25 protein-coding genes are annotated in these 26,975 nt (G+C 62.2%); 18 read left to right on the forward strand and 7 right to left on the reverse strand.

Annotated elements, in window-relative coordinates; genetic code table 11:
• Positions 1 to 19: 19 nt before the first annotated feature.
• From PJK54_RS06085 to PJK54_RS06115, 7 genes are all read left to right on the forward strand, one after another.
• A complete protein-coding gene (locus PJK54_RS06085; RefSeq protein WP_084208531.1) occupies positions 20 to 514 on the forward strand; it encodes a CidA/LrgA family protein in 495 nt (164 codons plus the stop codon).
• Positions 511 to 1,239 (forward strand): LrgB family protein, encoded by a 729-nt coding sequence (locus tag PJK54_RS06090; protein WP_084208532.1) that lies wholly within the window; start codon positions 511 to 513, stop codon positions 1,237 to 1,239. The genes PJK54_RS06085 and PJK54_RS06090 overlap by 4 nt, the downstream gene beginning before the upstream one ends.
• A 163-nt stretch (positions 1,240 to 1,402) precedes the next feature.
• A complete protein-coding gene (locus PJK54_RS06095) occupies positions 1,403 to 2,287 on the forward strand; it encodes a hypothetical protein (protein WP_084208533.1) in 885 nt (294 codons plus the stop codon).
• Between the two features lie 97 nt (positions 2,288 to 2,384).
• A complete protein-coding gene (locus tag PJK54_RS06100) occupies positions 2,385 to 3,047 on the forward strand; it encodes a response regulator (RefSeq protein ID WP_077375836.1) in 663 nt (220 codons plus the stop codon).
• Positions 3,044 to 4,471 (forward strand): ATP-binding protein, encoded by a 1,428-nt coding sequence (locus PJK54_RS06105; protein WP_271302467.1) that lies wholly within the window; start codon positions 3,044 to 3,046, stop codon positions 4,469 to 4,471. Before PJK54_RS06100 ends, PJK54_RS06105 begins: the two co-directional genes overlap by 4 nt.
• 245 nt (positions 4,472 to 4,716) lie before the next feature.
• Complete coding sequence (locus PJK54_RS06110; protein WP_271302468.1) at positions 4,717 to 5,490, forward strand: 3-hydroxybutyrate dehydrogenase; 774 nt, start codon at positions 4,717 to 4,719, stop codon at positions 5,488 to 5,490.
• A 304-nt stretch (positions 5,491 to 5,794) separates the two neighbouring features.
• On the forward strand, positions 5,795 to 6,583 hold the full coding sequence (locus PJK54_RS06115; RefSeq protein ID WP_271302469.1) for an enoyl-CoA hydratase-related protein: 789 nt from the start codon (positions 5,795 to 5,797) through the stop codon (positions 6,581 to 6,583).
• Here the strand turns inward: PJK54_RS06115 and PJK54_RS06120 are convergent.
• From PJK54_RS06120 to PJK54_RS06140, 5 genes are all read right to left on the reverse strand, one after another.
• On the reverse strand, positions 6,580 to 7,116 hold the full coding sequence (locus tag PJK54_RS06120) for a response regulator transcription factor (RefSeq protein WP_371861073.1): 537 nt from the start codon (positions 7,114 to 7,116) through the stop codon (positions 6,580 to 6,582). The genes PJK54_RS06115 and PJK54_RS06120 overlap by 4 nt on opposite strands.
• Positions 7,117 to 7,147: 31 nt before the next feature.
• Positions 7,148 to 8,419: an ATP-binding protein gene (locus PJK54_RS06125; protein WP_084208537.1), complete on the reverse strand. Its 1,272-nt coding sequence runs from the start codon at positions 8,417 to 8,419 to the stop codon at positions 7,148 to 7,150.
• A 113-nt stretch (positions 8,420 to 8,532) separates the two neighbouring features.
• Positions 8,533 to 10,101, reverse strand: a complete 1,569-nt coding sequence (locus tag PJK54_RS06130; protein WP_271302470.1) for a DASH family cryptochrome — start codon at positions 10,099 to 10,101, stop codon at positions 8,533 to 8,535.
• The gene (locus PJK54_RS06135) at positions 10,088 to 10,255 is read right to left on the reverse strand and encodes a DUF2256 domain-containing protein (RefSeq protein ID WP_077375858.1); all 168 of its coding nucleotides are present in this window, start codon (positions 10,253 to 10,255) and stop codon (positions 10,088 to 10,090) included. Before PJK54_RS06135 ends, PJK54_RS06130 begins: the two co-directional genes overlap by 14 nt.
• 117 nt (positions 10,256 to 10,372) lie before the next feature.
• On the reverse strand, positions 10,373 to 10,891 hold the full coding sequence (locus PJK54_RS06140; protein WP_271302471.1) for a MarR family winged helix-turn-helix transcriptional regulator: 519 nt from the start codon (positions 10,889 to 10,891) through the stop codon (positions 10,373 to 10,375).
• A 247-nt stretch (positions 10,892 to 11,138) separates the two neighbouring features.
• Here PJK54_RS06140 and hmgA point away from each other — a divergent pair, with 247 nt between their 5' ends.
• The 3 genes from hmgA (at position 11,139) to maiA (ending at position 14,343) form a co-directional block, all read left to right on the forward strand.
• A complete protein-coding gene (gene hmgA, locus PJK54_RS06145; RefSeq protein ID WP_271302472.1) occupies positions 11,139 to 12,452 on the forward strand; it encodes a homogentisate 1,2-dioxygenase in 1,314 nt (437 codons plus the stop codon).
• Positions 12,453 to 12,527: 75 nt separating this feature from the next.
• A complete protein-coding gene (locus tag PJK54_RS06150) occupies positions 12,528 to 13,547 on the forward strand; it encodes a fumarylacetoacetate hydrolase family protein (protein ID WP_271302473.1) in 1,020 nt (339 codons plus the stop codon).
• Positions 13,548 to 13,692: 145 nt separating this feature from the next.
• On the forward strand, positions 13,693 to 14,343 hold the full coding sequence (maiA, locus tag PJK54_RS06155) for a maleylacetoacetate isomerase (protein ID WP_271302599.1): 651 nt from the start codon (positions 13,693 to 13,695) through the stop codon (positions 14,341 to 14,343).
• 139 nt (positions 14,344 to 14,482) lie between these two features.
• On the opposite strand, the gene PJK54_RS06160 is transcribed toward maiA, so the two are convergent.
• Complete coding sequence (locus PJK54_RS06160) at positions 14,483 to 15,268, reverse strand: cation transporter (protein ID WP_271302474.1); 786 nt, start codon at positions 15,266 to 15,268, stop codon at positions 14,483 to 14,485.
• A 122-nt stretch (positions 15,269 to 15,390) separates the two neighbouring features.
• Between PJK54_RS06160 and PJK54_RS06165 the strand changes: the two genes are divergently transcribed.
• The 5 genes from PJK54_RS06165 (at position 15,391) to PJK54_RS06185 (ending at position 22,173) form a co-directional block, all read left to right on the forward strand.
• Complete coding sequence (locus PJK54_RS06165) at positions 15,391 to 15,858, forward strand: MerR family DNA-binding protein (protein ID WP_240499718.1); 468 nt, start codon at positions 15,391 to 15,393, stop codon at positions 15,856 to 15,858.
• A 134-nt stretch (positions 15,859 to 15,992) separates the two neighbouring features.
• Entirely contained in the window at positions 15,993 to 17,582 is a 1,590-nt protein-coding gene (locus tag PJK54_RS06170) for a peptide chain release factor 3 (protein ID WP_077375880.1), read from the forward strand.
• Between the two features lie 315 nt (positions 17,583 to 17,897).
• Positions 17,898 to 18,380, forward strand: coding sequence for a large conductance mechanosensitive channel protein MscL (mscL, locus tag PJK54_RS06175; protein WP_077375883.1), 483 nt, complete (start codon positions 17,898 to 17,900; stop codon positions 18,378 to 18,380).
• A 135-nt stretch (positions 18,381 to 18,515) separates the two neighbouring features.
• Entirely contained in the window at positions 18,516 to 19,283 is a 768-nt protein-coding gene (locus PJK54_RS06180) for a TatD family hydrolase (protein WP_271302475.1), read from the forward strand.
• 121 nt (positions 19,284 to 19,404) lie between these two features.
• Positions 19,405 to 22,173: an EAL domain-containing protein gene (locus PJK54_RS06185; RefSeq protein WP_271302476.1), complete on the forward strand. Its 2,769-nt coding sequence runs from the start codon at positions 19,405 to 19,407 to the stop codon at positions 22,171 to 22,173.
• A gap of 241 nt (positions 22,174 to 22,414) precedes the next feature.
• Here PJK54_RS06185 and ygfZ read toward each other — a convergent pair whose 3' ends face one another.
• Entirely contained in the window at positions 22,415 to 23,488 is a 1,074-nt protein-coding gene (gene ygfZ, locus PJK54_RS06190) for a CAF17-like 4Fe-4S cluster assembly/insertion protein YgfZ (RefSeq protein WP_271302477.1), read from the reverse strand.
• Positions 23,489 to 23,760: 272 nt separating this feature from the next.
• On the opposite strand from ygfZ, the gene PJK54_RS06195 reads away from it, so the two are divergent.
• The 3 genes from PJK54_RS06195 (at position 23,761) to uvrB (ending at position 26,551) form a co-directional block, all read left to right on the forward strand.
• A complete protein-coding gene (locus tag PJK54_RS06195; protein WP_077375895.1) occupies positions 23,761 to 23,952 on the forward strand; it encodes a hypothetical protein in 192 nt (63 codons plus the stop codon).
• Positions 23,953 to 24,014: 62 nt separating this feature from the next.
• Positions 24,015 to 24,449, forward strand: coding sequence for an OsmC family protein (locus PJK54_RS06200; protein WP_077375898.1), 435 nt, complete (start codon positions 24,015 to 24,017; stop codon positions 24,447 to 24,449).
• 74 nt (positions 24,450 to 24,523) lie between these two features.
• Positions 24,524 to 26,551 (forward strand): excinuclease ABC subunit UvrB, encoded by a 2,028-nt coding sequence (gene uvrB / locus PJK54_RS06205; protein WP_077375901.1) that lies wholly within the window; start codon positions 24,524 to 24,526, stop codon positions 26,549 to 26,551.
• Positions 26,552 to 26,975 lie beyond the last annotated feature (424 nt).

A 26,975-nucleotide genomic window follows, 5' to 3' on the forward strand; every position in this document is an offset into this window, starting at 1 on the left:
TGGGGGAGACTGGCCGGAGATGGAGTTGATCAAGGGGTTCTGCATTCTGCTGACATGTCAGTTCGTGGGCGAGGTGCTGGGACGTGCCCTCGTATTGCCGGTGCCTGGACCGGTACTGGGCATGCTGATCCTGCTGCTGGCGCTGATGGTGCGTGGCCGTCTGCGCAAGCGATTGATACCGTCGCCGGACAGGGAAGGTGACGCCGTACGCATCTCGGACAACGATGCCGGTCAACGTCAGCTGCTCCGCGCCATGTTGCGTGAACGAGTGCCCGGCAGTCTCAGGCTTGCCAGCAATGGCCTGCTGGCACATCTCTCGCTGTTGTTCGTCCCGGCAGGCGTCGGGGTCATGGTGCATCTGGACCTCATCGCTCAGGACCTGCTCGCCATCGCGGTGACCCTGGTGGTGTCCATCGCCGTGACGCAGTTCGTGACAGCCTGGCTGTTGCAGCGGCTGATAGATCGTCGTTCATCTTTGCAAGGCCCGGTGGCCGGCAAGGGAGGGGAACAGTGAATCTCGCCCCTCTGGATGCTCTCTGGGTCTATCTCAGTGCCTCTCCGCTGCTGCACCTGTTGCTGACGCTGGCGGCCTTTCTGCTGGCGACCGTGATCAACCGCCTGGCTCGTGGCGCGTCTCTTGCCCATCCGGTGCTGGTGTCGATTGCCTTGATCATCGGCTTTCTCTGGCTGACGGATACCGACTACGCGACCTATTTCGAAGGCGCCCAGTTCATTCACTTCCTGTTGGGGCCGGCGACGGTGGCACTGGCGGTGCCGCTGTTCGATCATCTTGACCGCGTCAAGCAGATGCTCTGGCCTCTGCTGACGGCCTGTTGCGTCGGCATCACCACTGCAGTGACCACCACGCTCGGTCTGGCACTGGTCCTGGGGGCGCATACACCGGTGGCGCTGAGCCTGGCACCCAAGTCGGTGACCTCGCCGATCGCCATGGGGATCGCGGAAAAACTCGGCGGCATTCCCTCACTCACGGCAGGACTGGTGTTGTTGACCGGGACGCTTGGTTGTGTGATCGGTCCGCTGATGCTGCGGCTATCAGGTGCGCGTGATGATACCGTCAAGGGCTTTACCATGGGCCTGTCTGCCCATGGGATCGGCACGGCTTACTGCTTCTCTTCACTCAGCACCCTGGCCGGTGCCTTCGCGGGCATGTCCATGGGACTGACGGGACTCCTGACGGCCTTCATTCTGCCGCCGCTGGTCCATCTGTTCGGGTTGTAAACTTCGGGCATCGGCGTCTGGCGCCGGCAAGGGACATCAATTCTTCCGTCAGACGGCAAGGAAAGAGTCGCTGCTTAATCTTTCGTTAAGCGTTGGTCGGCATCGTGTAGGTCATTCAGCCTGGCATGGTCGAATCGACGATGCCCCGACCAAGGATGTTGCCATGTACCGTCCGTTTCGCTCCCGTGGTGGTTCTGTCGAAAGTTCTCGGCTGGCCGGTCATCGCTTGCTCGTCGAAGCGCCCATGGCCTCGAGTTGCCGGGAGATATGCTGGCAGCTGGCGGGCCATGGCGCCACGCTGACACTGGTGGAGCGCCCGGGAGATGATCTCGCGCTTCTGTGCCAGCTGCTGCCGACTCCTCTGGGGCAACGGCATCGCTGTCTGACCCTCGCCGTCTCGGACGTCACCGGCGAGTCGCTGTGTGAGCAGCTGCTCAGTATCACGCCCGCGTCGCGTCCTCACACCCTGGTGAGCTTGCCGGGTGATGGTGAGTGGCAGCTGGAGGCCGGGCGTGCCATGCATGTTCTGCATGGCTCTGGCTGGCAGCCTGGCGTGCGCCAGCGGGTACTGGAATGTCTCTCGGCCTCTCTTGTCACGGCGGGGCGGGAGGAATTGGTCGAGTTCATACTGCAGCCGGATGGCCACTTGTTCGCCCCGGTCTCCGCCTGTGCCCACCAGCATGTCAGGCTTCACGTTCCCCCTCTGATCACCGGGGAAGAGTCCCCGCTACTGATGCAACTGGCGCGGCATCAAGGATGCCACCCCATCAGCATCGAGCGTCAGGTCGAGCAGATGGTGTATCCGCTTTGCCTGTTGCGAGCACCGGGGGCGTTGGCTCGCATGAGACTTCGAGGTGGCTGGGCATTGCGCCGCATTCTCGGCCAACCGGAACGCATGCTGGACTCGGGCCTGGAGGCCATTCGCGAAGCGCTTCAACGCATCGTGTTTCGCCGCCAGGAGCGCCGCGCTGTCCTCGGCGCAAGACGACGGGGCAGGGGATGGGGCTTGCAAAGGCCATGGGCGGAGAGAGCCGGGAATCGCGCCTAGTCGATGATGCTGCCATCCCGCTCTCGTCATCTGTCATCAGTGGGGCATGGGATATCCCCTGTTCCCTCTCACGTATCGCTTGTCATCAGGAGACCCCATGCGCGTGCTGCTCGTGGAAGATGATCCACTGTTGGGTGAAGGTATCGGTCATGCCTTGAGTCGTGAAGGCATGAGCAGTGAATGGTTGCGGGTGGGGGGCGATGTCGTGGCCACTCTCAAGCATTCCTCCTTTGATGTCCTGGTGCTGGATCTTGGCTTGCCGGACATGGACGGTCTCGAGGTGCTGACCGCGCTGCGCCGTCGGGGCCACACTCTGCCGGTGCTGATTCTGACGGCACGAGATGATATCAGTGACCGAGTGCGTGGCCTGGACAACGGGGCGGATGATTATCTGGTCAAGCCCTTTGACATTGCCGAGCTGGTGGCCCGATTGCGCGCGCTGGTCAGGCGTCATGCGGGTCAGGCCAACGGATGCCTGCAACTGGGGGCCCTGAGCATTGATCAGGCCGGTCGTTCCGTCACCCTGGCCGGCGCCGAGGTGACGCTGGGGCGGCGCGAATTCGATCTGCTGGAGTTTCTTCTCCTCCATCCCAGTCGTGTCTTCAGTCGGGACCAGCTCGTCGAGCAGTTATATGGTTGGGATGGGGATGTGGAAAGCAATGTCATCGAGGTGCATGTGCATCATCTTCGCCGCAAATTCGGGGCCGGCGTGGTGAAGACCGTACGCGGGGTCGGCTATCGACTGGGTGAGTCCGCGTGAAGTCGATACGCAGTTTTCTGCGGCGCAGCCTCATCGGGGGGGTGGTCATCGTGCTGGGGGCAGCTGCCACCTGGAGCTACTTCGATGCCCGTGAGCAGATCGATGAGCTGTTCGATGCACAGCTGGCCCAGAATGCCCGCATGCTGGGCCGCCTCTATCAATCCGAGCTGGCCTCGCTGTCGCCGGTGGCGCGTCAGCAAAGGCTTCAGGAGATGACCTCGGGGCAGTTCAGTCTGCGACCGCCATCCCTGAGCTTCGCGGATGGGCACGAGAAGTCGCCCCTCGGTCATGTCTATGAAGACAAGCTGGTCTTCCAGATGTGGGATGCACTCGGTCAGCCCTTGCTGGGGCTCTCCACTCCCTCGGTCATGCTCGACTATCTGCCGTTGCCCGGCTATGCCAAGCAGCACACGGATCATCACGACTGGTTCACCTTCACGCTGTATTTCCCTGACAGCGGCATCTGGGTCACGGCCGCTCAGCGGGAAGACGTACGAGATGAATTGACGGGGCAGATCGCACTGCACAACGTGCTGGCGCTGGTGGTCGGGCTGCTCGTGATCGCCTTGCTGATCGGTGTCGCCGTCTCTCGGGGATTCCGTCCCGTGCTGCGCATCAGCCGACAGATCACTGCCCGTCAGCCCGGCTATCTAGAGCCACTTGATGCCAGTGAGGCGCCGGACGAGATTCGCGGGATGGTGGATGCGCTCAACGGCTTGCTGAGACGCTTGGCCGACACGCTCGACAAGGAGCGTCGCTTCACTGCCAATGCGGCACACGAGTTGAGAACGCCCCTGGCCGGCATCAAGGTGCATGCCCAGAATGTCGAGGCGGATGCCACCGATGAGAACTCGCGGCGTTCGGCGCGCATGATCGTCGATGGTGTCAATCGCATGACGCGTGTCGTGGAGCAACTGCTGACGCTGTCGCGGCTGGAGAGTGGTGCCGAGGTGCCGCGCAGTCACGTCGATCTCGGGCATCTGGCGCATGAACTTGCGCGGGATCTCGGCCCCATGGCGCGCCAGCGTGGCGTCGGGATGTCCGTCGACGTCACGCCCGATGCGCAGTTGATCAGCCACGAGAACGGCCTCTATGTGCTGCTGCGCAATCTTCTCGACAACGCGCTGCGCTATACGCCTGAGGGGGGGGAAGTGCGTTTGAGCATTCGGCGCCGCGAGACCTCTCTCGGCGATGGTCTGATCATGGAAGTCATGGATACCGGCCCCGGCATTCCGCCCCGTGAGCGTCAGCGGGTCCGGGAGCGCTTCGTGCGTCTGGCGGGGCAGAACACCTCGGGGTCAGGGCTGGGCCTTTCGATCGTCGATGAACTGGCCGAGCGTCTGGGTGCGGAACTGACCCTGGATGACAGTCCGCTGGGGAGTGCGGCGTCGCCCGGTCTGTCAGCTCGATTGCACTTCGGCTGAGCCCGCGTTGCATGCTGCGCCCTGGCGGTTGCGCAAGTTGCATCACGGCTCTGGTATGCAGGCTTCAGGCGGTTCAACGCCATGCATGCTGTCGCCGGCAGGCCAACAAGGCGATGGTCGGGTGGCGAAGGTGGCTTTATTAGCGCTATCTTCACTATATGTTGCAGAGCAGCATCCGATGCCACCCGGTCCCTGTCTGGGGCTGGGCATTCCTGCGGCATGACATCAGCCCGAAGGAGACCTTCATGAGTGAACAACAGTCAGCCCCGACCCGCGTCGCCCTTGTCACGGGGACTGCCAGTGGTATCGGCGCCGCCATCATGGAAGCGATGTGCGAGGCCGGTCATCAGGTCCTTGCCGTGGATTTCAGTGACGATGGGGCAGAGGTCGCCGACAAGGCAGGCGCTGCATTCTTCAAGGCAGACCTGACGGATGGCGAGCAATGTCGGGCCGCTGTCGAGGAAGCGGTGTCACGCTTCGGTCGCCTGGATATCCTGGTCAACAATGCCGGTATCCAGCACGTCGAGCGCATCAAGGAGTTCCCGCAGGCCAAGTGGGATCAGATCATCGCGCTGATGCTGACGGCACCTTTCACGCTGATTCAGGCGGCCTGGCCGCACATGGAGAAGAATGGATATGGCCGCATCGTCAACATGGCCTCCATTCACGCGCATGTCGCCTCGCCCGGCAAGGCGGCCTATGTCAGCGCCAAGCATGGTCTGATGGGGCTGACCAGGACGGCGGCACTGGAAGGCGGCGAGAGTGGTATCACGGCCAATGCCATCTGCCCGGCGTATGTGCGCACTCCGCTGGTCGACAAGCAGATCGCCGAGCAGGCCAGGCTCAATGACATGCCCGAGGATGAGGTGATCGAGAAGATCATGCTCAAGGGGGCCGCCATCAAGCGCATGATCGACCCCGCCGAAGTCGCTGACATGGCGGTGTGGCTGGCCTCCGACAAGGCAGGCTCGGTGACGGGCTCCAGTTTCAACATGGATCTCGGCTGGACGGCACAGTAAGTCGCGTGACGCCTCGCGTGGGGTCGGCAGCCCGCCTGCCCGCTGCGTGAACCACCGGCAAGACCGACAGGCCCTTGTCTCTCCCGCCGCATGACGCTGACGGAGGACAAGGGTCTTCTCGTATGCGCGAGCCGACAGGCCCCCCTTGAGGACCCTCGCTCGTGACGGCCATCGATGACGCCAGGAATCCGCCATGACCGCTTCGCCACATGACACGACTCACGACGCTACTCACGACGCCATCTCATCCCCACGCGATTCCACTGACGCCTGCTGCGCCCGGCAGAGGTCAACGGCTGCACCCGTGCCCCTTGTCGACAGTCACCTCAGTCTCGAGCACGGTGTCGCCGTCATGACCTTCGCCCGTCACGACGTGCGCAATGCCCTGACGGGGACTGCGCTGGTGGAGGATCTGCTGGCAGTGGCCGAATGGGTCAATGGCTGTGACAGCGTGGGTGCCCTGGTGATCACCGGCGAGGGCAGCGCCTTCTCTGCCGGAGGCAATGTGCAGGACATGGCGCAGCGAAAGGGGGATTTTGCTGGAGATGCCGCCGAGGTCGCGGCGCGCTATCGCCGCGGTATCCAGCGAATGACACCTGCGGTGCTGGGCATCGAGGTGCCCGTGATCGCGGCGGTCAATGGTCCGGCCATCGGGGCCGGCTTTGATCTCGCCAACATGTGTGACATTCGCCTGGCCAGTGACCAGGCACGTTTCGGCGAGACGTTCCTGTCGCTGGGGTTGATCCCCGGCGATGGGGGCGCCTGGCTGCTGCAGCGTCTGATCGGCTATCAGCGTGCCTGTGAGCTGACCTTCAGCGGGCGTATCGTCTCGGCGCAGGAAGCGCTGGCACTGGGGATCGTGCTGGAAGTCTGTGCAGAGAAGGACCTGATGACACGCGCCCTGGAGATGGCACGCCAGATGGCGGGTCAGCCGCGTCAGGCGACACGGCTGACCAAGCGTCTGATGCGTCGTGCCCCCGAGATGCGGTTGGACGACTTCCTGGATCTGTGTGCCAGTTTTCAGGGCCAATGCCATCAGGATCCGGAGCATCATGCTGCCGTGGCGGCCCTGCTGACCCGAATGAAGCGCTAGCGCTTTACCGGTCGCTTCTGCAGTTTGCGCTGCAGCGTGCGGCGGTGCATCCCCAGGGCGCGAGCCGTGGAAGAGATGTTGCCGTCGTGCTCGTTGAGCACCTTCTGGATGTGTTCCCAGGTCAGGCGATTGACCGAGGGCGGGTTGTCGGAGATCTCGGCTTCCGGATCACCTCCCTCGCGCTTGAAGGCGTGAAGTATCTCGTCGGCATCGGCGGGCTTGCACAGGTAGTTCACGGCACCCAGCTTGATGGCTTCCACTGCCGTGGCAATGCTGGAGTAGCCCGTCAGCACCACGATGCGTGCTTCCGGCAACAAGGCGATCAGCTCGGGCAACAGCTTGAGGCCGGAGCTCTGTTCGAGCTTCAGATCCAGCGTGATCAGCTCGGGGCGATGGCTGCGCGCGATACTCAGCGCCTGTGCCTCGTCCCGGGCAACCTCCACGGCATAGCCGCGGCGTGTCATGGCACGTGCCGTCACCTGGCAGAAGAATTCGTCATCGTCGATGATCAGCAGTCGGGTTTCTTCGCTCATCAGGGGCTCACTTGGGCGGTCTTTGCCGCCATCAGTTCAGATAAAGAGGGAGGCGCACTTCCGTCAAGGTGCCGCCGTCTTCGTGGTTGTACAGGCTGACGCCACCACCGAAACGATTGATGGTGGCGTGGGTCAGGAACAGGCCGATGCCCATCCCCTTGGATTTGGTGGAGATGAAGGTCTCACCGAGCTGGTCCGCGACCGCCATGGGAACGCCTGCACCATGGTCACGAATGTCGATGGTGACCTCGTCATCCCGCCGTTCCAGGGTGATCTCGATGTCATCGGGGCAGGCATCCGCGGCATTGTTGAGCAGGTTCATCAGCGCCTGCTCAAGCGTGGTATCGACCAGGATCTGAGCCTTGCGGGCGGAGGCATCCACTTCGACGCTATGTTGCACATCCGGGCGTACCACCAGCCAGCGCTGCACGATTTCCTCCAGCCAGCGTGCAGCGTTGAGCGCCTGGGGCTGCTCCATGCGACGACGGTCGGCCGCGGCCACCATCGCTTGCAGGCGCTGCTTGCAGGTGTCGACCTGGCTGCGCAGCAGTGCGAGATCCTCCTCCAGCTGCGGGTCGTTCTTGTCCTTGGCATCCTCGCGCATCTCGCTCAACAGCACCGCCATGGTCGAGAGCGGGGTGCCTAGTTCGTGCGCGGTGCCGGCGGCCTGGCTGGCGACTGCCAGTACCTGTTCGCTGCGCAGAGCCGCTTCTCGTGTGGTGGACAACGCCTGGTCTCGCGTGCGCAGGGCATGAGCCATCTTGAAGATGAAATAGGTCACCAGCGATGCCGACAGGCCGAAGTTCAGCCACATGCCGATGACGTGCAGACTGATGCGCCCGCCGAGTTCGTAGGTGGCCAGCTGCGGGACGGGTTCGTAGAACACCATCAGGAAGCTGTAACAGCCCATGCCGACGGCCGCGATGATCCAGGCATAGCGCCAGGGCAAGGTGGCGGCCGCCATGGTCACCGGCACCAGATAGTAGGGCACGAAGGGGTTGGTGGAGCCGCCGGTATTGAAGAACAGCATCGTCAGACCGGCGATATCCACCAGTAGATGCAGCAGGTTCTCGGTGTCAGTGACCGGATGCGTCTGACCCAGACGCCACCAGCTAGCGACATTGACCAGGCCCATCGCGATGATGATCGAGATGACGGGGAGGACATTGAGCTGAAAGCCGATGATCTCGATCCCGAAGATGATCAGGATCAGGAAGCCTGTCCAGGTGATGCCGCGCGCGATGGTCAGACGAATGAGATTGCGGTGCGGTGTGGACAGTGGCGGCGGTAGCGGCTGATTCATGACGACTCCTGCAAGGAATGCGGCCATGATAGTGAATAAGGCCGGTAAAGTGCAGTCCTGACGGCCAGTTAGCGTCAGTGGCCCGACGGCTTGTGTCCGCTGACAGTCTCCTCTCAGCCCCGTTCGAAGGAACCACTCAGCCATGGCTTCACACGTGTCGGTGTGACGTCGCTGAGATGGGGCTGCCAGGCATCGACAAGGTGCAAGGGCTGGCGCGGGTAGCCGGACTGCGTCGTCCCGTTGATGCCTCCCGACGCCCCGGGCGTCACGCGAAATGACCAGGTAATCCAGGGAGCATGGCGTTGCATGCCGGCCGGCAGCGTTTCCAGTTCGGGTATCCAGCGGGTGACGTGATGGCCGAGCGGGTCGTGCTGGCGAGCCTGCTTCATCATGTTGAAATGACGGTCCGCACGCGGGTCGCGTCCCACGCCTGCCAGGTAGCGCCAGTTGCCCCAGTTGGACGCGACATCATGATCCAGTAGCTGATGCTCGAACCAGGCGGCACCCAGCCGCCAGTCCACGCCAAGATCCTTGATCAGATAGCTTGCCACGTTCTGGCGCATGCGGTTGCTCAGCCAGCCGGTGGCGGCCAGCTCGCGCATGCCGGCATCCACCCAGGGCACGCCGGTCATTCCGGCCTGCCAGCGTGCAAGCGCATCCGGTATCGCAGCGCACGCCTCGTGCCGCAGCGAGTCTGTACCGGGCCTGCCTGCCAGAAAGACCTGTCTCCCCAGCTGGCGGGTATCCCAATGAAAGTACTCCCGCCACAAGAGCTCGACGCGAATCCAGTCGCTGTCCTTGAACGCCGCCTGTGGGGTCTCGCAGAGCTCAGGCAGTGTCTTCTGGAAGGTGTGCAATCTGTCGAGTATGCGTCGTGGTGAGAGACACCCCAGTGCCAGCCAGGCAGAGAAACGGGTCGAGAAATCTGCCCCGCTGAGGCGATTGCGGGTGGTCTTGTACTGGCCGGCATGTTCAGGACTCAGATAATGCTCGAGTCTCTGCAGCGCTGCGGGCTCACCCCCAAGGAAGGCATGCTCTCCCCGCGGGTCGCTCTGCCAGTCCCTGGCTGCATGGAGTCGTCTGGCGCTGCCCTGCATGCCACGCGGCGCCTGTTCCGGCCAGCTCGGCAGCGCGCAAGGCGCCGCCATCGGAGCGGGCATGGCCTGGATATCCGGATAGGCCTTTTTCAGCTTGCGACGAAAGGCGCTGAAGGTTTCAGGAAGCTCACTGAGCGTGAAGGGCAGGTCGTCCTCGTCCAGGAGCAAGCCGCTATTGACCTGCCGCAGGCGACAGCTGGCGGCCACTGCCTGCTGCTGGCGTCGCTCCACCAGACCTGTGGCGCGTCGCGCGATGACGCCTCGGCACGCATGCTGCCTGGCGAGTTCGGGTATCAGATGTGCAGCGTCACCCTGGAGGATCAGCAGATCACTGCCCAGGGTCTGAAGCCCTGCCTGCAGGGATTCGAGGCTCTCCAGCAGGAAGCGCTGACGTGCGAGGCTGAGTGGCTGCAGCCTGGCAACATCAGGGCTGACACTGCCTACGGGCTGGAAGGTCGTCTCCGGCAGGATGTATACCAACAGCAGGTGCGCCGGGTGTTCCTCGAGCGCGGCCTGCCACAGGGGGTTGTCATCGAGACGCAGGTCATCGTCCAGCCAGACAAGCCAGGTATCAGTGCTGGTCATGGTGTGTCTCCCGGGCTGCCTGACGCGCATTGCGTCGGCAGCGTTGACTGCAGTGACGTACGTCTTCCCAGCAGTCCTGCCACTTCTTGCGCCATGTGAAGGGGCGCTGACAGGTCTGACACAACTTGCTTGGCAGGTGCGGTTTGCGATGCATGCGGGGACGACTCCATGAAACCAGTACGTGATTTATACCATACTTGTACGAAGTGCGAGTGTCCTGTCGAGAATCTCATGGGGCACAAGGTGGCGCACCTGCTGCCTCCCGCGAGTCTCAGTCGTTGCCTGGCAGCTGATCCAATTGACGCTCCAGGGTCTGCATGGTGAGCAGCAGATCCCGGTATTGGCGTGCATTGACGGCGCTCAGCAACTCATCCTCGAAGCGGCGGGCCTCGGGGATCAGCTCAGCGAGCATGGCCTCACCCTCGGCGGTGAGGGCGAGCAACTGCGCACGCTGATCCTGCTCGCTCGGCCGGCGCAGGATCAGTTTACGGCTTTCCAGAGATTTGACGGCCCGAGAGACGCGCACCTTGTCCATATGAGTCCGTTGACTGATTTCCCGGGCCGTCAATGGCGAGCCACGGCTCAGCCAGGCCAGCAGACGCCACTCGGCGACATTGATGGCGAAGCGCTCACCATAACGGATGAACAGCGCCTCACTGGTTCGCTCTGCCAGACGGTTGAGGCGATAGGGCAGGAACTGGTCAAGATCCAGCTCGCAGCGGGGTGTGTCCTGTGGGGGTTCCCCGTCAAGGGCATCGCGAGCTTCGGGAGTGTCATCAGTGCGTTGCATCGAAAGTTACCTGACTCGGTGAGAGGGTTGGCATACTGAGTCGCATTGAAACGTTTCAGGTGAATCAGGTTGCCGATGTTACCACCTTCGAGAGCGAGCAAGACAAAAGTCTAGTAATACGGCGATTGCCAGCGTGTGGGTCTGCCTATATGGTTTCATATGTAACTATTTAGGGCGTTGGCGGTATGTCGTGCCGTGGATGCCCCAGATCTTCAGGAGCCGCGAGCCCACAAGGAGATGAATCGTCATGCGCGAGCGCAACGCTGAGTGCCATTATCACGCCGGTTTTCGTAATCATGTCTCCACCGAGGCGTTGCCTGGCGCCTTGCCGCAGGGCCAGAACTCTCCCCAGCGTTGCCCCTACGGCCTTTACGCGGAGCAGTTGAGCGGCTCGGCCTTCACGGCACCGCGCAGTCACAACCTACGCAGCTGGCTTTACCGCATTCGGCCCTCGGTCGTGCAGGGCGCCTACCAGCCCATGGAGATGCCGCAGGTCGCCACTGCACCGTTGGCCGAGAGAGTGCCGGACCCCAATCCGATGCGCTGGGACCCCATCACATGCTCGATAGGGGACTTTCTGGACGGCCTGATCACGCTGGCGGTCAATGGAGATGCCCAGGCGCAGCAGGGCTGTGCCACGCACCTCTATGCCTTCTCTCGCGGCATGCAGCAGCGCTTTTTCTACAATGCCGACGGCGAATTGCTGATCGTGCCGCAACAGGGTGCCATCGAGGTGCGCAGCGAGCTGGGCCTGCTGGAAGTCGCCAGCGGCGAGATCGTGGTGATTCCGCGCGGTATCAAGTTCCAGCTCAATCCGCTGGCGGGGCACGCGGAGGGCTGTCGAGGCTATGTGGCCGAGAACTATGGCGCGCCTCTCGAGTTGCCCTCTCTGGGGCCCATCGGCAGCAATGGGCTGGCCAACCCGCGTGATTTCCTCGCACCTTCGGCGCGTTTCGAGGACGAAGCCGGTGATTTCACGCTGGTGGCCAAGTTCGGCGGGCGTTTCTGGTGCGCGAGTCTAGATCATTCGCCACTGGATGTCGTGGCCTGGCATGGCAACTACGCGCCCTACAAATATGATCTGGCGACCTTCAATACCCTCAACACGGTCAGCTTCGATCATCCGGACCCCTCGATCTTCACCGTGCTGACATCACCATCGGACACCGCCGGGGTTGCCAATCTCGACTTCGTGATCTTCCCGCCGCGCTGGATGGTCGCCGAGAACACCTTTCGCCCCCCATATTTCCATCGCAATCTGATGAGCGAACTGATGGGACTGATCCATGGTGAATATGACGCCAAGCGCGAAGGCTTCCGCCCGGGAGGCGCGAGTCTGCATAACGCCATGACCCCGCATGGCCCTGACGCTGCCACCTTCGAGGCCGCCACTCAGGCGGAACTCGCCCCCCGCTATCAGGGCAATACGCTCGCCTTCATGTTCGAGAGTCGCTATCTGTTCCAGCCCACCCCACAGGCCCTGTCGTCGAGCGCTCGTCAGCGCGACTACGGCTCGGTCTGGCAGGGGTTGGCGTCTCATTTCACTCCCCGAAAGCGCTGAGATTGGCATGTGCCTGTCATCCCGCTCTGGACTACCCACGTTCTCTCATCTCTCAAGCTTCTCAAGGAGGCAGTCATGAAATTCGCCACTCACCAGGATGGTTCCCGCGATGGAACACTGCTGCTGGTCTCGCGTGATCTGACCCGCGCCGTGAAGGTCGCGGATGTCGCCACGACGCTGCAGGCGCTGCTGGAGGACTGGGCTTCGCTGGCGCCAGCGCTCGAGAAGCGTTACGCAGCGCTCAATGATGGCACCTTGGCTGATACGTTCGATCTGGACATGAAGACTCTGCATTCGCCGCTGCCACGCAGTTATCAATGGGCGGATGGCTCGGCGTATCTGAATCATGTCCAGCTGGTGCGTCAGGCACGCGGCGCCGAGATGCCCGAGACCTTCTGGCACGACCCGCTGATGTATCAGGGCGGCAGCGACAGCTTCCTGGCCCCCAACGCCGATATCGTGTGTGTCAGTGAGGAGCATGGCATCGATTTCGAAGGCGAGATCGCCGTCATCACTGACGATGTGCCGATGCAGGTCAGTCCGGAGCAGGCCGAGAGCCACATCCGCCTTGTGATGCTGGTCAATGACGTCAGTCTGCGTGGGTTGATCCCCGGTGAGCTGGCCAAGGGCTTCGGCTTCTTTCAGGCCAAGCCGTCGTCTAGCTTCTCGCCCATCGCCGTGACGCCGGATGAGCTGGGGGATGCCTGGCAGCAGGGGCGCGTGCATCTGCCGCTGAGCGTGCATCTCAATGGTGAGACGTTCGGTGAGCCAGAGTCCGGGCCAGACATGATCTTCAGTTTCCCGCAGCTGGTGGCGCATGCCGCCAAGACTCGCCCGCTGGGGGCCGGCGCGATCATCGGTTCCGGCACCGTATCCAATCCCGGCAAGGATGGCGGGCCCGGTAAGCCGATCAGCGAAGGGGGCGTGGGCTACAGCTGTCTGGCGGAGGTGCGCATGGTCGAGAAGATCCTGTTCGATGAGATTCGCACGCCCTTCATGCGTTTCGGTGATCGTATCCGCATCGAGATGCTCGATCGCGATGGCCAGAGCATCTTCGGCGCCATTGATCAGCAGGTGACGCCGTTGGACGCCTGAAGGCGGCCTCATCAGGCAGAGTTTCTCGAAGACACGTCTCGGGAAGACGTCGTGTGCCGGTAAGCCTCAAGCCAACTGGGTGCGAGGCAGTGCGAATGAGCGGCCGGCTTCCAGCCGCGTCACAGGGGAGTGCAGCATGAGTTCAATGAGTCTGTATGGCTATTACCGTTCATCTACTAGCTATCGAGTAAGAATCGCGCTGGCGCTCAAGGGGATTGAGGTCGCTCAGGTGCCGGTCAACCTTCTCAAGGGCGAACAGCGCAGCGAGGAGTATCTGGCCATCAATCCCCAGGGTCTGGTACCGACCCTGATGGTGGGAGATACGGAAACATCTGCGGCCCTGACCCAGTCGCTCGCGATCATGGAATATCTGGAGGAGCGCTGGCCCGCGCCGGCGCTGCTGCCCTCAACGCCGGAGGCGCGTGCGAAGGTGCGCTCACTGTGCCAGTTCATGGCCTGCGAGATGCATCCGCTCAACAATCCGCGCGTGCTCAATTATCTGACAGATTGCCTTGAGGTCACCCAGGCGCAGCGCCTTGAGTGGTACCGCCACTGGGTGGCCGAGGGTTTCACACGCCTGGAAGTGTTGCTGGCGGAAAGTGCAGGGCGCTTCTGCCATGGCGATAGCCCGGGCATGGCAGATGCCTGCCTGATGCCCCAGCTCTACAATGCGCGCCGCTTCGAGTGTGAACTCGAGGATTACCCGAGGATTCTGGCTATCGAGGCGGCCTGCCAGTCACTGGACGCTTTCCAGCAGGCGCATCCTGAGCGTCAACCCGACTCTCCGGCCCCCTGACCTTGGCGATATCCAGACACTAAAGCGCCCCGTCGAGCTCGACGGGGCGCTGTCGTTTCAGGCGGACTGCACGCGGATGATGGCATTCGACGGCATGTCAGTGGCTGGGCAGAGCGGCGGGAATGCCACCTGAGTCGTGTCAGATAGAGGTGTTTCCACCACCGCCCTTGCCGGAACAGCAGCCGCTGGCGGGGGACTGTTCGACCACGGTGGCAGCCGTGGGCGATGCACAACAGCTGCGGGTGGCGCAGGACGATGCCTGATCGCTGGCTGCCTGCTTGTCTGATGCCTGCGGGTCTGCTGTGGCCTGTTTCGCCTCGCGCAGCTCAACTCGTGCATCGCGAATCACCTGCCAGGCGGATTGCAGGAAGAGTGCGGCGATCGCAGCGCCCAGCAGCACGTCCGGCCAGCGAGAGCCTGTCCAGCCCACCAGTATCGCGGCCCCGAAGACCGAGATATTGGCGATGATGTCATTGCGTGAGCACAGCCAGGTGGAGCGCATGTTCAGATCATCCGACTTGAAGCGCCACAGCAGGCCGAAGCACACGAGATTGACGGCCAGTGCCAGCAGGGCGAAGGCACCCATGCCGTGGGCGGCTGGGGCGACGCCATGGAGGGCCTGATGCCCTGCCTCGCCAAGGACGATCAGGCCCAGCGCCAGCATCACGATGCCTTTGACCATTGCGCTCAATGCACGTTCACGCACGCTGCGGTGCAGGACATAGAGGGTCAGGGCGTAGACGCTGGCATCGCCGAACATGTCGAGGGAATCCCCCAGCAGGGCGGTGGAGCCCAGCCACCAGGCGGCGGTGAATTCGACGAAGAACATGCTGGCATTCAGTGCCAGCAGAATCTTCAACACCTTGCCCTGAGAGGCTCTGAGCTCTGCCAGTTCGCCGGATTTGCTTTCGCAACAGCTTTTCATGGGGTCTTGGCCTCCTGTCGTGTTGCTGACAGCATGGAGGTTATAGTGACTATAAGGTCAAGTCGGCTGACGAAACGGCTGATGCATCGACATGCAACATATCGCGAGAGGAGGAGCCATCGATGACTGCCAGAGAGTCTGCTCAGGAAGGTACGGCGCATCCTTCATCACACGGTGAGGCGGCAATGAGCATCGGTCAGCTGGCCAGCGCCTCTGACGTTCAGGCGGTGACGATCCGCTATTACGAGAAGCAGGGCCTGTTGTCTCCGACGCGGCGGGCCGCCAACGGGTATCGCGAGTATGGCAGTACGCAACTGCGGCGGTTGACCTTCATCCGCCGCTGTCGGCGGCTGGGGTTTTCGCTGGATGATATCCGCGCCTTGCTGGGGCTGGCGGATCAGCAGGCGTTGCCGTGTCATCAGGTCGATGCGCGTATCGAGGCGCAGCTGGCCGAGGTACAGCAGCGCCAGCGAGATCTCGCTGCCATGGAAGAGGAATTGCAACGTCTGACACACTGTTGTGCCGGGGGAGTGATCGCGCAATGCCGTATCGTCGAGCGCTTGTCGGCCGTCGCGGAGACAGAGGAGTGATTGTCGAGTGAGATGGGCCCGCCTCTGTTGCCGAGCCTCGCCAGCCGCTACAATGCGCGCCATTCGTTTCGTTCTGCTATTCACCTAACAGTGCGCGCGGCGTGCCTCACGTCGAGCCGGATGCCTTTCAGCCCATGTCAGATTCCCAGATTGCCAAGGCGGCGGATGTTCGCCGTACATTCGCCATCATCTCTCACCCGGATGCGGGCAAGACCACCATCACCGAGAAGCTGCTGCTGTTCGGGAATGCCATCCAGATGGCCGGCTCGGTCAAGAGCAAGCGGGCCGATCGCCACGCGACCTCCGACTGGATGAAGATGGAGCAGGAGCGTGGCATCTCCGTGACCACCTCCGTGATGCAGTTCCCCTACAAGGACCGCATGGTCAATCTGCTGGATACGCCCGGGCACGAGGACTTCTCGGAAGATACCTACCGGACGCTGACGGCCGTCGACTCGGCGCTGATGGTCATTGACGGTGCCAAGGGTGTCGAGGACCGTACCATCAAGCTGATGGAAGTCTGTCGCCTGCGCACCACGCCGATCCTGACCTTCGTCAACAAGATGGACCGCGAGACGCGTGATCCCATCGAGGTGATGGATGAAGTCGAGACGGTCCTCAACATCCAGTGTGCCCCGATGACCTGGCCGATCGGCGTCGGCAAGGGTTTCAAGGGGGTCTATCACCTGCTCAATGACGAGATCCATCTCTACAAGCAGGGCCAGGGCAACCGCATCCCCGATGACGTGCGCATCAAGGGCCTCGACAGCCCAGAAGCTATTGAAGTGCTGGGCGAAGATCTCATCGAAGAACTGAGCATGGAAGTCGAGCTGGTGCGCGGCGCCTCTCACGAATTCGATCTCGAGGCCTATCGTCGCGGTGATCTGACGCCGGTCTACTTCGGGACCGCCATGGGCAACTTCGGCGTACGCGAGATGCTGGATGGCTTCGTCGAATACGCGCCGCCGCCCCAGTCGCGTGATACCGATACCCGTGAAGTCACGGCCCATGACGAGCGCTTCACCGGCTTTGTGTTCAAGATCCAGGCTAACATGGACCCGAAACACCGTGACCGCGTGGCCTTCCTGCGCGTCTGTTCCGGCAAGTACGAGAAGAACATGAAGATGCGTCACGTGCGCATCAACAAGGACGTCAAGATTCCTGACGCCCTGACCTTCATGGCGGCGGACCGCTCCCACGTGGAAGAGGCCTGGCCGGGTGACATCATCGGTCTGCACAACCACGGCACCATCCAGATCGGCGATACCTTCACCATGGGGGAAGACATGCGCTTCACCGGCATCCCTCACTTCGCGCCGGAACTGTTCAAGCGGGTACGCCTGAAGGACCCGCTGAAGATGAAGGCGCTGCAGAAAGGCCTGCAGCAGCTTTCCGAAGAGGGCGCGACCCAGGTCTTCCAGCCGTTCGACAACAATGACCTGATCGTGGGCGCCGTGGGCACCCTGCAGTTCGATGTGGTCGCTCACCGTCTGAAGGAAGAGTACAAGGTCGAGTGCATGTATGAAGCGGTGAACGTGCAGACGGCGCGCTGGATCTATTGCGATGACACCAAGATGCTTGAGGACTTCAAGCGCAAGGCCAGCGCCAATCTCGCCTACGATGGTGGTGGCTTCCTGACCTACATCGCGCCGACTCGCGTCAACCTGCAGTTGACGCAGGAGCGTTGGCCGGACATCACCTTCCGCGCCACCCGCGAGCATTGATACGGTTCAGGGGGGGGATGCCCGAGTGGCTCTGGTGCCTGACGAGGCCATCTCCGAGGCCCCCTGACCGATTCAGGATTGATGCGAACGCCGCCCCTAGGGGCGGCGTTCGTGCTTTCGGGTTGAACGTGTCCTCAAGCGTTAGCCACACCAACTCAAGATCGATGACTTTGGCCGCATACTCCCTTGCGAAAGACATGGGGATGGCCAGCGACGCAGGCAGTCACAGGGCGCATGCCTTGGCCTGACAGACGCATGACCCAAAGGGACGCGTCGGTCGCGACAGGACAACAACAATCATCAGGAGGTGGGGCTATGGCCGGTTTCATGAAGGAATTCCGCGATTTCGCGGTCAAGGGCAATGTCGTCGACATGGCGGTGGGCATCATCATCGGGGGGGCGTTCACGCTGATCGTGAAGAGTCTGGTGGGTGACATGCTCAATCCCTTGATCGGACTCTTGATCGGGGGCGTCGATTTCTCCAACTTCTTCTTCGTGCTCAAGGAAGGGGCTCAGGCGGCTCCCTATGTCAGTCTGGAGGCTGCGAGGGATGCGGGGGCCGTGACACTGAACTATGGGCTGTTCATCAATGCCATCATCAGCTTCGCGCTGGTGGCGCTGGCCGTCTTCGTGTTGATACGTCAGATCAACAAGCTCAAGAAGGAAGCCGAAGAAGCGCCGGAAGAGATCACCGACAAGGACTGCCCGTACTGTCTTTCCAAGGTGCCGCTGGCGGCGACCCGTTGTGGCCATTGCACCTCCGAGTTGGCGCCGGTAGCGCCGGTGGAGGCGGCCTAGGCCAGCTTTGCCAGTCATGATGGCTGACAGAGCGACATCGACAAACGAAGGGACCGGCCATCAGGCCGGTCCCTTCGTTTGTCTGTCACTGGCTGATATAGCACGATGGCAGTACGACCATCACCGGGATATTGCATGTTGATCGACAGCCATTGCCATCTGGATTTTCCCGTCTTCGATCAGGATCGTGACGCGGTCATCGCGCGCGCCGTGAATGAGAGTGTGTCGAGGTTCGTGGTGCCATCCACCACGGTGGCCAGCTTCGCGGACGTGCTGGAACTCGTGCAGTCATCCCCGCGTATCTTCGGTGCCCTGGGGCTGCATCCCTATTTTCTGTCCGAGCATGGCGAGAGCGCGCTGGCGGCGCTTCATCAGGCCCTCGATCAGCATGCTGGCGACATCGTCGCGTTGGGCGAATGCGGCTTCGATGCGCGACTGGACGATCATGACGCCCAATGGCAGCTGTTCGAGGCCCAGCTGAGCATGGCACGCGAATTCTCCCTGCCTGTCATCGTGCATTGCGTGCGTGCCAATGACGAAGTGGCCAAGCGGCTCAAGAACGCGCGCCTCACCCGGGGCGGCATCATTCATGCCTTTGCGGGCAGTCAGGTTCAGGCTGAGCGCTTTCTCGAGCTCGGTTTCGTGCTGGGGCTGGGCGGCAGCGTGACCTACCCGCGTGCCCGCAAACTGCGGGGAGTCGTGGCGTCACTGCCGGAGGATGGCTTCGTGCTGGAGACCGACAGCCCCGACATGCCATTGCAGGGCTTTCAGGGGCAACGCAATGAACCGGCCAGGGTGGCGGAGGTGGCAAGGAGTGTGGCGTCGCTGCGTGAGTCCACTCTGGAGGCCATCAGCGAGACGACCAGCCGCACCGTGCAGCGTATTCTTCAACTGAGCGCCTGATCTAGACTGAACCCAGCACCTCGGCAGCACTGTGCCACGGGATTCAGGAGATCGCGTCATCATCGGTAACTCAATGCCTCGTAGAACGTCTGCTCATCCGCGACCGGATTCTGACAAGTCCGTGCGCGCCTCCTTGAGGCAAGGCCCGCCCCGGGAGCCCCGCCATCGTCTGTGGCTGATACCGCTTCTGCTGATTGCCTCTGTTCTTGCCACCGCCTGGCTGGGCATCAGTCAGATACAGCAACTGCGAGCAGGAGAGCAGGATGCGGCGCGTCAGCGCGTCACCATGTGGGCCCAGGCCAGCCAGCGAGCCCTGGAAGGTCAGTTGCGCGAGCATGGTGATTGGCAAGAGGCCACCGAGGAGTTCCTGCGTTTGCCTGCCCCGAACCCTGAGTGGCTGGACTACATGTACGGGCCCGAGTTCTCAATCAATACGGGGATCCATCTCGTCGGGGCCATCAGAGGAAATGGCAAGGCCGCTGTCTGGCAGGAGCGACGTCCGGGGCTTGAGTCCGATGATTGGCAGGGGGCTCAGCCGCTTGCGTGGCGCCGCGCCATGGCCCCCTTGATCGAGAAGGCTCGCCAGACCCCGACGCGATCCGTCATCGCCTGGATGGTGCTGAACGGGCGGGCCTGGCTGGTGGGCGTGCATGGGCTCTATGCGGATGAAGACGCGCTTCCTTCACGGGAAGAGCAGGGCATGCTGGTGTTCGGGGTCCCCATGCGCCCGGAGCTGCTCAGCGAATCATCCGCTTCCCTGGGAGTGGAAAGACTCGAAGTCGTCAGTCAGTCACGCCAGATGAGCGGGGAAACCGCTCTCGTCTGTAGCGACCTGCCGGCCATGAAGCGCTTCGATGAGCATGCTGCCATGGCCTGCTGGCAGGATGCAGATGACGTCTCCGCGATGCTCAGGCAATTGGGAGCGCCCTTGGGGGCCTTGAGCCTGATCATCGTGTTGGCGAGTATCGCGACAGGCGGCATGCTGTGGCGCGATCAGCGCCGTCGTCGAGATTGGGCAGCGCAGGGCCTGCAGCATGAAGCTCAGCTTGAGCAGCATCTTGCCCTGAACGAGCGGTTTCTGGCATTGCCGCATGAAGCGCACAATCCCCAGCACGCCTTGGCTACCTTGTCCGGCTATCTGCGTCGGGTACGAGAGATGACGGGAGCAGAAGTCATCATCTATCGGCGCGAGGTGGGCAACCCCAACGCAGGTTACCTGATCGTCGAGAGTCGTGATGAACGGGAATGGTTGAGTAGTGTCTCGTTGCGGCGTGACCCTCTGTGGCGATTGCCGGCCGGGCGGATCGTGGCCAATCGTGCCACGAATGTGGACGCGTCCACCGAGGAGAGTGCCCAACTGCTGTGTCAGCGTCTCGGGGCGACCCAGCTGCTGGGCTATTCCGTCTCGCCGCATCCCGGTCGCAGCGAGCTGCTGCTGGTCGCCAGTCGTGGTCAGGCGCTGGAGGAAAGCCTGATGATGCCGGTGCTGGACAGAACCCTGAATGCCTTGATCATTCGTGGACTGGAGCAGGAGCGCTTGCTGCTCCAGCAGCAGGTGCTGCAGGAGCGCGAGACGGATACCGACACCGGGCTATTGAGTCGTGAAGGCATGCTGCGCTTGATCAAGCTGCGTATCGATCAGTTGGGTCGTGTCTCGGGGCTTGATGGTTTCGTGCTGATGGCATTGCGTATCGGCGGGCTGCAGGAGCTCTATGAGCATGCGGGGCCGGAGGCGGGCAATCGCCAGCTGGAGTTGCTGCAACGTCGACTGGACCCCTTGCTTGGCACATCAGGCCATGTCGCACGTCTGGAGACGGATCGTCTCTTGATCATGGTGCCACGACGGCTGCTCGAGGCCGCGCGGGGCGGCATCTGCGGCTGGCTGGATATGCTGCTGGTGGCGGTACGTCACAAGGTGTCGCTCAACGGCGAGGATATCTATCTGCTGCCCAGCCTCGGCATCAGTCGCTTTCCCGAGGATGGTGAGCAGATGGATGCGCTGGTCTACCGCTGTGAGCGCGCATTGCACGACACGCTTCAGCTCAATCGCGAGTGGCACTTCTTCGATGAAGAGGCCGAACGAGAAGTCAGGCGTCTCAAGCAGCTCGAAGCGGAATTCGTCGAGGGATTGCAGCAGGACCAGCTGCGGCTTCATCTGCAGCCGATCGTCGATGGACGGGATGGATCCCTCGTGCTTTCCGAGGCGCTGGTGCGTTGGCAGCATCCGGAGCATGGTCTGCTGGGCTCCGGCGACTTCATGCCGATCATCGAATCCGCCAACCTCGATGTGGCCCTGGGGCGCTGGGTCATCAAGGAGAGCATTGCCACCCTGATCCGTGTGCATGACGCCGGTCATGCGCTGCATCTCAGCGTCAATGTCACGGTCAGACACATGATGGACGAGCGATTTCTGGCGGATCTCAAGAGGCTGTTCCAGCGGCCTGAGCTGTGTCGCCAACTGACCATCGAGCTGGTGGAGAGTCAGCTGCCGGAAGATATCCAGAGTCTGGCCATCCTCTTCCAGCGCATTCGCTCACAGGGTGTCGCCCTGGCACTGGATGACTTCGGGACCGGGTACTCGTCCCTGTCGCAATTGCAGCAACTGCCGTTCGACAAGGTGAAGATCGACCGGCAATTCGTGGTCGCGATGGATACCGACAAGGGGCGGGCGATGATTGATGCGATGCTGGGACTGGGGGAGGCCTTCCATCTGGCCGTGGTGGCGGAGGGTATCGAGACCCCTGAGCAACGCACGGCGCTTCTGGCACGCGGCTGTCATCTTCATCAGGGCTATCTCTACTCGCGTCCCCTGCCGTCCGAGCAACTGATCCAGCATCTCAAGGCCGGCAAGCACTGGTTGCCGGCCAGCGTCACTGGCGAAGCGGGCTAGCGGTCTCGGCTCTCCCGCTTCGAGATGCCCAGGCCTTGACTCAGCCGGATGCTGCCAAGGTCAGCCTCTGATACAGCCAGGTATTGATACAGACAGGCCCCGACGAATCGCTTCGCCGGGGCCTGTCTGTCATGACGCCGCAGGCGGCTATCCAGGCCAGCCGTGGCGTCCGTGTCACGGCTGGCAGCGCTGCCTGGTGCTCATGTCTCAAGTTCACGCCTTAAAGTTCACGCCTTCAAGTTCATGCCTTGAGCTGTTCCGGGTCACGTCGTTCCAGCGGATAGGGCAGCGGGGCGCGGTGCAAGGGCTCCCCAGTCTCGAGGGTCAGGGGGGCTTCCTCATCGCGCAGGCTCACCACCGCCAGCACTTCCAGGCTGCCATCGGCATTGTTGGCGACCCGCAGGATCTCACCCATGGCCTTGCCTTCTGGCGAGACCACCTCGCCGCCCGGGTGCGGCAGAGGAGTGACCGGCTCCGCCGTCAGACGCTGCAGGCGCTTCTTGACCTGACCACGGAAGTGGGCGCGGGCCACGACTTCCTGACCGGTATAGCACCCCTTCTTGAAGCTGATGGCCGCCAGCGCTTCCAGGTTGAGCATCTGCGGCAGCCAGGCATCCGTCTGCTCCGAGTCCACCCACTGCAGGCCGGCACGAATGTCCTCGCGCGCCCAGTGATTCTCGTCACCGGTGTTGATGCCGCCATCGAGCAGTGCATGGCTGAGTCGGGTCACCTGCGCATCAGAGCCGACCAGTACGCCTCGTACCGTCTCTGCCCCCGGCTGGCGGGCAAGCACGGCATCCGAGGTTGCCAGCATGGCAAAATCATGCGGGCCAAGCGCGGTGTGCTGTGAGGAGGCAGCGTCGGCCAGTTGCTCGGCCGCCCGGGTCAGGGCGGGCTCTCCCGTGAGCCCCACGACCACGCTACCCTCCCGGACCTCGAGGCTCACCTTGTAGAAGGGCGCGAACTTGGCAAGGTGCGCGCGCAGGGGCTCCGCCGTGCCCGTCGGCATCAGCAGCCACAGGCAATCCTCGCTGAGACGCATCAGCTGGGCCATCGCCAGAATCCGCCCCTTGGGAGTGCAGAAGGCGGTCAGCGGAGCGAGTGAGCCATCCACCAGCGCAAGCTGCTGCGAGGTCTGTCCCTGGAGAAAGCGCTCACCATCCGCGCCATTGACCGCGAGTACCTCGAAGCAGGAGAGGGGCGTGAGACTCCCAGCGCCATCGGTCTCGGGGGCAAGCGGCGACTCGGGGGCAAGCTTGCCCTCCTGTGTCGCGTGAAAGCCGTGGGCTTGCATCAGGGTCTTGAAGTCAGTCATGTCGCGCTATCCTGTCGCAAAGGAGGGGTCCGCCGCAGGCGGTTCAATGCCTGAGAATTGCCAGCGGTACATTCGATGCAGGCATTGTCACGCGGCAGTGGTCAGCTGTCAGCCCCCTGCAGGGCAACACGGCATCTTTCGGGGGCATCCACTGGCATGAAAGCCTGAGGCGACTCGCTGGCATGCATGGGGGAGCCCTCGTCAAACGTGGTATTCTTAGCGATTTGATCGCGCCTGCGATCCTTTTTATCCAGCGAGACAGGAATCACGAGATGGCCAGCTTTTCCCTTACATTGATCGGTGTCGAGAGCGTCAAGGATGTCAACAAGGTCACCACTGCCTTGATGATGATGGACGGGGTCAAGGAGGCCGAGGTCGGGCGTGGCTTTGCCGAGGTCGAAGGGCAGGTGCGGTATGACGCCGTGGTCAAGACCGTCGAGAAGGCGGGTTACAAGGTGAAGTGAGCGCTTTGCTCGCCAGCAGGCTTGGATGCGTCTCGCGAGAGTCCACGACAAGGAGGTAGTGCATGAGCATCGAGGTGATTACCCGCAAGGCTGGCAGCTTCGTCCATCGGGTTCAGGTCGCGAGCTTCGAGGAACTGCTGGTGGATGTGCCCACCGTGGTGGGTGGCGAGGACAGTGCGCCGGACCCGCACGACTACTTTGATCTCTCGCTGGGTGCCTGCAAGTCGATCACCGTGTTGATGTATGCGCGGCGCAAGGGGCTGCCACTCGCGTCCATCGTGACCACGGTGGACCGTGATGACAGTGATGAGCGTCGCGCAGGTGAGAACGCGGAGTATCGTCTGAGCGTCAGCATGCACTTCCAGGCCGAGGATGGTGCGGAACTCGATGAGGCGACGCGTCAGCGCCTGCTCGAGATTTCCGAGCGTTGCCCCATCCATCGACTGATGACCAGCACCCGGGTCAGTGTGACGAGTCGCGAGATATCACCCGAGTAGGGCGCGGTGTCCTTTCGCAAGTCTGGCCGCCACCGTCAGTTGAAGAGCGGCATGACCGCCACCATTGAGAGCGCATGAGCAAACCATTTCGCATCAATTCCAAGTTCAAGCCAGCCGGTGATCAACCGGCTGCCATCGAGAAGCTGATCACTGGCCTGGAAGCGGGTCTTGCGCATCAGACGCTTCTGGGTGTGACCGGCTCGGGCAAGACGTTCACCGTCGCCAACATCGTGGAGCGTCTGCAGCGCCCCGCGATCGTGATGGCTCCCAACAAGACGTTGGCAGCCCAGCTCTATGGCGAGTTCAAGTCGTTCTTCCCTGACAACGCCGTCGAGTACTTCGTCTCCTATTACGATTATTACCAGCCCGAAGCCTATGTCGCGTCCTCGGATACCTTCATCGAGAAGGACGCCTCGATCAACGACCACATCGAGCAGATGCGCCTGTCGGCGACCAAGGCGCTGCTGGAGCGGCGCGATGCGATCATCGTGGTCTCCGTCTCGGCGATCTACGGCCTGGGTGACCCGGATCAGTACCTGAAGATGCGTCTGCACTTCAATCGTGGTGAGCAGATCGACCAACGCGGCTTCCTCAGGCGCCTGGCGGAGCTGCAGTACACCCGCAACGACATGGATTTCCGGCGCGGTACCTATCGGGTGCGCGGCGACGTGATCGACATCTTCCCGGCGGACTCCGAGGAGCAGGCCGTGCGTGTCGAGCTGTTCGATGACGAGATCGACTCCATCCGGCTGTTCGATCCGTTGACCGGTGAAGTGGCCGAGTCGGTGCCGCGCATGACCATCTACCCCAAGAGCCACTACGTGACGCCGCGCGAGACCATCGTCGCCGCGGTCGATCACATCAAGGAAGAGCTGGTCGAGCGCCTCGATTACCTGCGCAAGCACGACAAGCTGGTCGAGGCGCAGCGTCTGGAGCAGCGTACCCTCTACGACATCGAGATGATGATGGAGCTGGGCTACTGCAACGGCATCGAGAACTACTCGCGCTATCTGTCCGGGCGTGACCCCGGCAATGCGCCGCCGACCTTCTTCGATTACCTGCCCAAGGACGCGCTGGTCTTCATCGACGAGTCCCACGTCAGCGTGCCTCAGGTCGGCGGGATGTATCGCGGTGACCGTTCACGCAAGGAGACGCTGGTCGAATACGGCTTCCGTCTGCCGTCGGCGCTGGACAATCGTCCGATGAAATTCGAGGAGTGGGAAAGCATCCTGCCCCAGACCGTCTTCGTCTCGGCGACGCCCGGTACCTATGAAGAAGAGCATGCCGGGCAGGTGGTGGAGCAGGTCGTCCGTCCCACGGGGCTGCTTGATCCGGTCATCGAGGTACGCTCTGCCTCGACCCAGGTCGATGACGTGCTCTCCGAGATCAAGGCGCGCACCGAGGTCGGTGAGCGCGTTCTGATCACCACGCTGACCAAGCGCATGGCGGAAGACCTGACCGAGTATCTGGGAGAGCACGATGTTCGGGTGCGCTATCTGCACTCGGATATCGACACCGTCGAGCGCGTCGAGATCATCCGGGATCTGCGCCTTGGCAAGTTTGATGTGCTGGTCGGCATCAACCTGCTGCGTGAGGGCCTTGATATCCCGGAAGTCTCGCTGGTGGCGATCCTGGATTCCGACAAGGAGGGCTTTTTGCGCTCCGAGCGCTCCCTGATCCAGACCATCGGCCGTGCGGCACGCAACGCCAACGGCAAGGCCATTCTGTATGGCGATCGCATCACCGATTCCATGCAGCGTGCGATAGCCGAGACGGAGCGCCGCCGTGAGAAGCAGATGGCCTTCAATGAAGAGCACGGCATCACGCCGCGTACCATCACCAAATCGGTGGCGGATATCATGGAAGGTGCCCAGGCACCGGGACGCAAGAGCAGTCGTCGCAAGGGCAACGAGCGACAGGTGGCGGAAGAGACGCCGGACTATGCGGCTCTGGCGGCTCAAGGCCCTCAGGCACTCGAGAAGGAAATCAGCCGACTGGAAGATGCCATGTTCGCGGCGGCCAAGAATCTCGAATTCGAGGAAGCCGGTCGACTGCGCGATCAGATCAATGACGTGCGCAACCGCCTGCTCGCGCTGGGCTGACGCAACTCTCCATCCCCCAGCACTCGCGTTGCTAAAGGCATGACCCTGCGCGCCCGACGATGTCACCCATCGTCGGGCGCGTGGCGTACAGGCCTGGCGGGTATCTGACGGGGAGGTGCTATCAGCAGTTTATCCCGTTATCTTGTCTATTGCGTCGCAGATCATCATATTGCAGCTCAGTGCATGGCTCAGGGGCGACCGGTTGCCTCGGGAGGGCGGCAGGATTGCTTTTCCTACAACCTTGGGCGTAGCCGGGGTGGGTGCAGCAATGCGACCTGATGGTGCAAGTGAAGAGGGAATTCCTGTCAACTGCGTCTTCACATACGCCAATGACTGGCTTTCATCGTCAATGCCAACGATTGTCTGGCCAGAATGGAAAGCACAGTCTTTTTCGCTATTGGTGGGGCCTTGGCCTGCATTCATG

Origin of the sequence: Cobetia sp. MMG027, from assembly GCF_027947415.1 — a bacterium.
Taxonomy (GTDB): Bacteria; Pseudomonadota; Gammaproteobacteria; order Pseudomonadales; family Halomonadaceae; genus Cobetia; species Cobetia marina.

Bases quoted from the DNA above. Each gene is read 5' to 3' on its own strand.
- PJK54_RS06180 (WP_271302475.1), top strand. From the start codon at position 18,516: ATGTTGATCGACAGCCATTGCCATCTGGATTTTCCCGTCTTCGATCAG.
- PJK54_RS06110 (WP_271302468.1), top strand. From the start codon at position 4,717: ATGAGTGAACAACAGTCAGCCCCGACCCGCGTCGCCCTTGTCACGGGG.
- maiA (WP_271302599.1), top strand. From the start codon at position 13,693: ATGAGTCTGTATGGCTATTACCGTTCATCTACTAGCTATCGAGTAAGA.
- PJK54_RS06165 (WP_240499718.1), top strand. From the start codon at position 15,391: ATGACTGCCAGAGAGTCTGCTCAGGAAGGTACGGCGCATCCTTCATCA.
- PJK54_RS06195 (WP_077375895.1), top strand. From the start codon at position 23,761: ATGGCCAGCTTTTCCCTTACATTGATCGGTGTCGAGAGCGTCAAGGAT.
- PJK54_RS06130 (WP_271302470.1), bottom strand. From the start codon at position 10,101: ATGACCAGCACTGATACCTGGCTTGTCTGGCTGGACGATGACCTGCGT.
- ygfZ (WP_271302477.1), bottom strand. From the start codon at position 23,488: ATGACTGACTTCAAGACCCTGATGCAAGCCCACGGCTTTCACGCGACA.
- PJK54_RS06160 (WP_271302474.1), bottom strand. From the start codon at position 15,268: ATGAAAAGCTGTTGCGAAAGCAAATCCGGCGAACTGGCAGAGCTCAGA.
- mscL (WP_077375883.1), top strand. From the start codon at position 17,898: ATGGCCGGTTTCATGAAGGAATTCCGCGATTTCGCGGTCAAGGGCAAT.
- PJK54_RS06095 (WP_084208533.1), top strand. From the start codon at position 1,403: ATGTACCGTCCGTTTCGCTCCCGTGGTGGTTCTGTCGAAAGTTCTCGG.
- PJK54_RS06100 (WP_077375836.1), top strand. From the start codon at position 2,385: ATGCGCGTGCTGCTCGTGGAAGATGATCCACTGTTGGGTGAAGGTATC.
- PJK54_RS06120 (WP_371861073.1), bottom strand. From the start codon at position 7,116: ATGAGCGAAGAAACCCGACTGCTGATCATCGACGATGACGAATTCTTC.
- hmgA (WP_271302472.1), top strand. From the start codon at position 11,139: ATGCGCGAGCGCAACGCTGAGTGCCATTATCACGCCGGTTTTCGTAAT.
- PJK54_RS06125 (WP_084208537.1), bottom strand. From the start codon at position 8,419: ATGAATCAGCCGCTACCGCCGCCACTGTCCACACCGCACCGCAATCTC.
- PJK54_RS06150 (WP_271302473.1), top strand. From the start codon at position 12,528: ATGAAATTCGCCACTCACCAGGATGGTTCCCGCGATGGAACACTGCTG.
- PJK54_RS06085 (WP_084208531.1), top strand. From the start codon at position 20: ATGGAGTTGATCAAGGGGTTCTGCATTCTGCTGACATGTCAGTTCGTG.
- PJK54_RS06135 (WP_077375858.1), bottom strand. From the start codon at position 10,255: ATGCATCGCAAACCGCACCTGCCAAGCAAGTTGTGTCAGACCTGTCAG.
- uvrB (WP_077375901.1), top strand. From the start codon at position 24,524: ATGAGCAAACCATTTCGCATCAATTCCAAGTTCAAGCCAGCCGGTGAT.
- PJK54_RS06170 (WP_077375880.1), top strand. From the start codon at position 15,993: ATGTCAGATTCCCAGATTGCCAAGGCGGCGGATGTTCGCCGTACATTC.
- PJK54_RS06200 (WP_077375898.1), top strand. From the start codon at position 24,015: ATGAGCATCGAGGTGATTACCCGCAAGGCTGGCAGCTTCGTCCATCGG.
- PJK54_RS06140 (WP_271302471.1), bottom strand. From the start codon at position 10,891: ATGCAACGCACTGATGACACTCCCGAAGCTCGCGATGCCCTTGACGGG.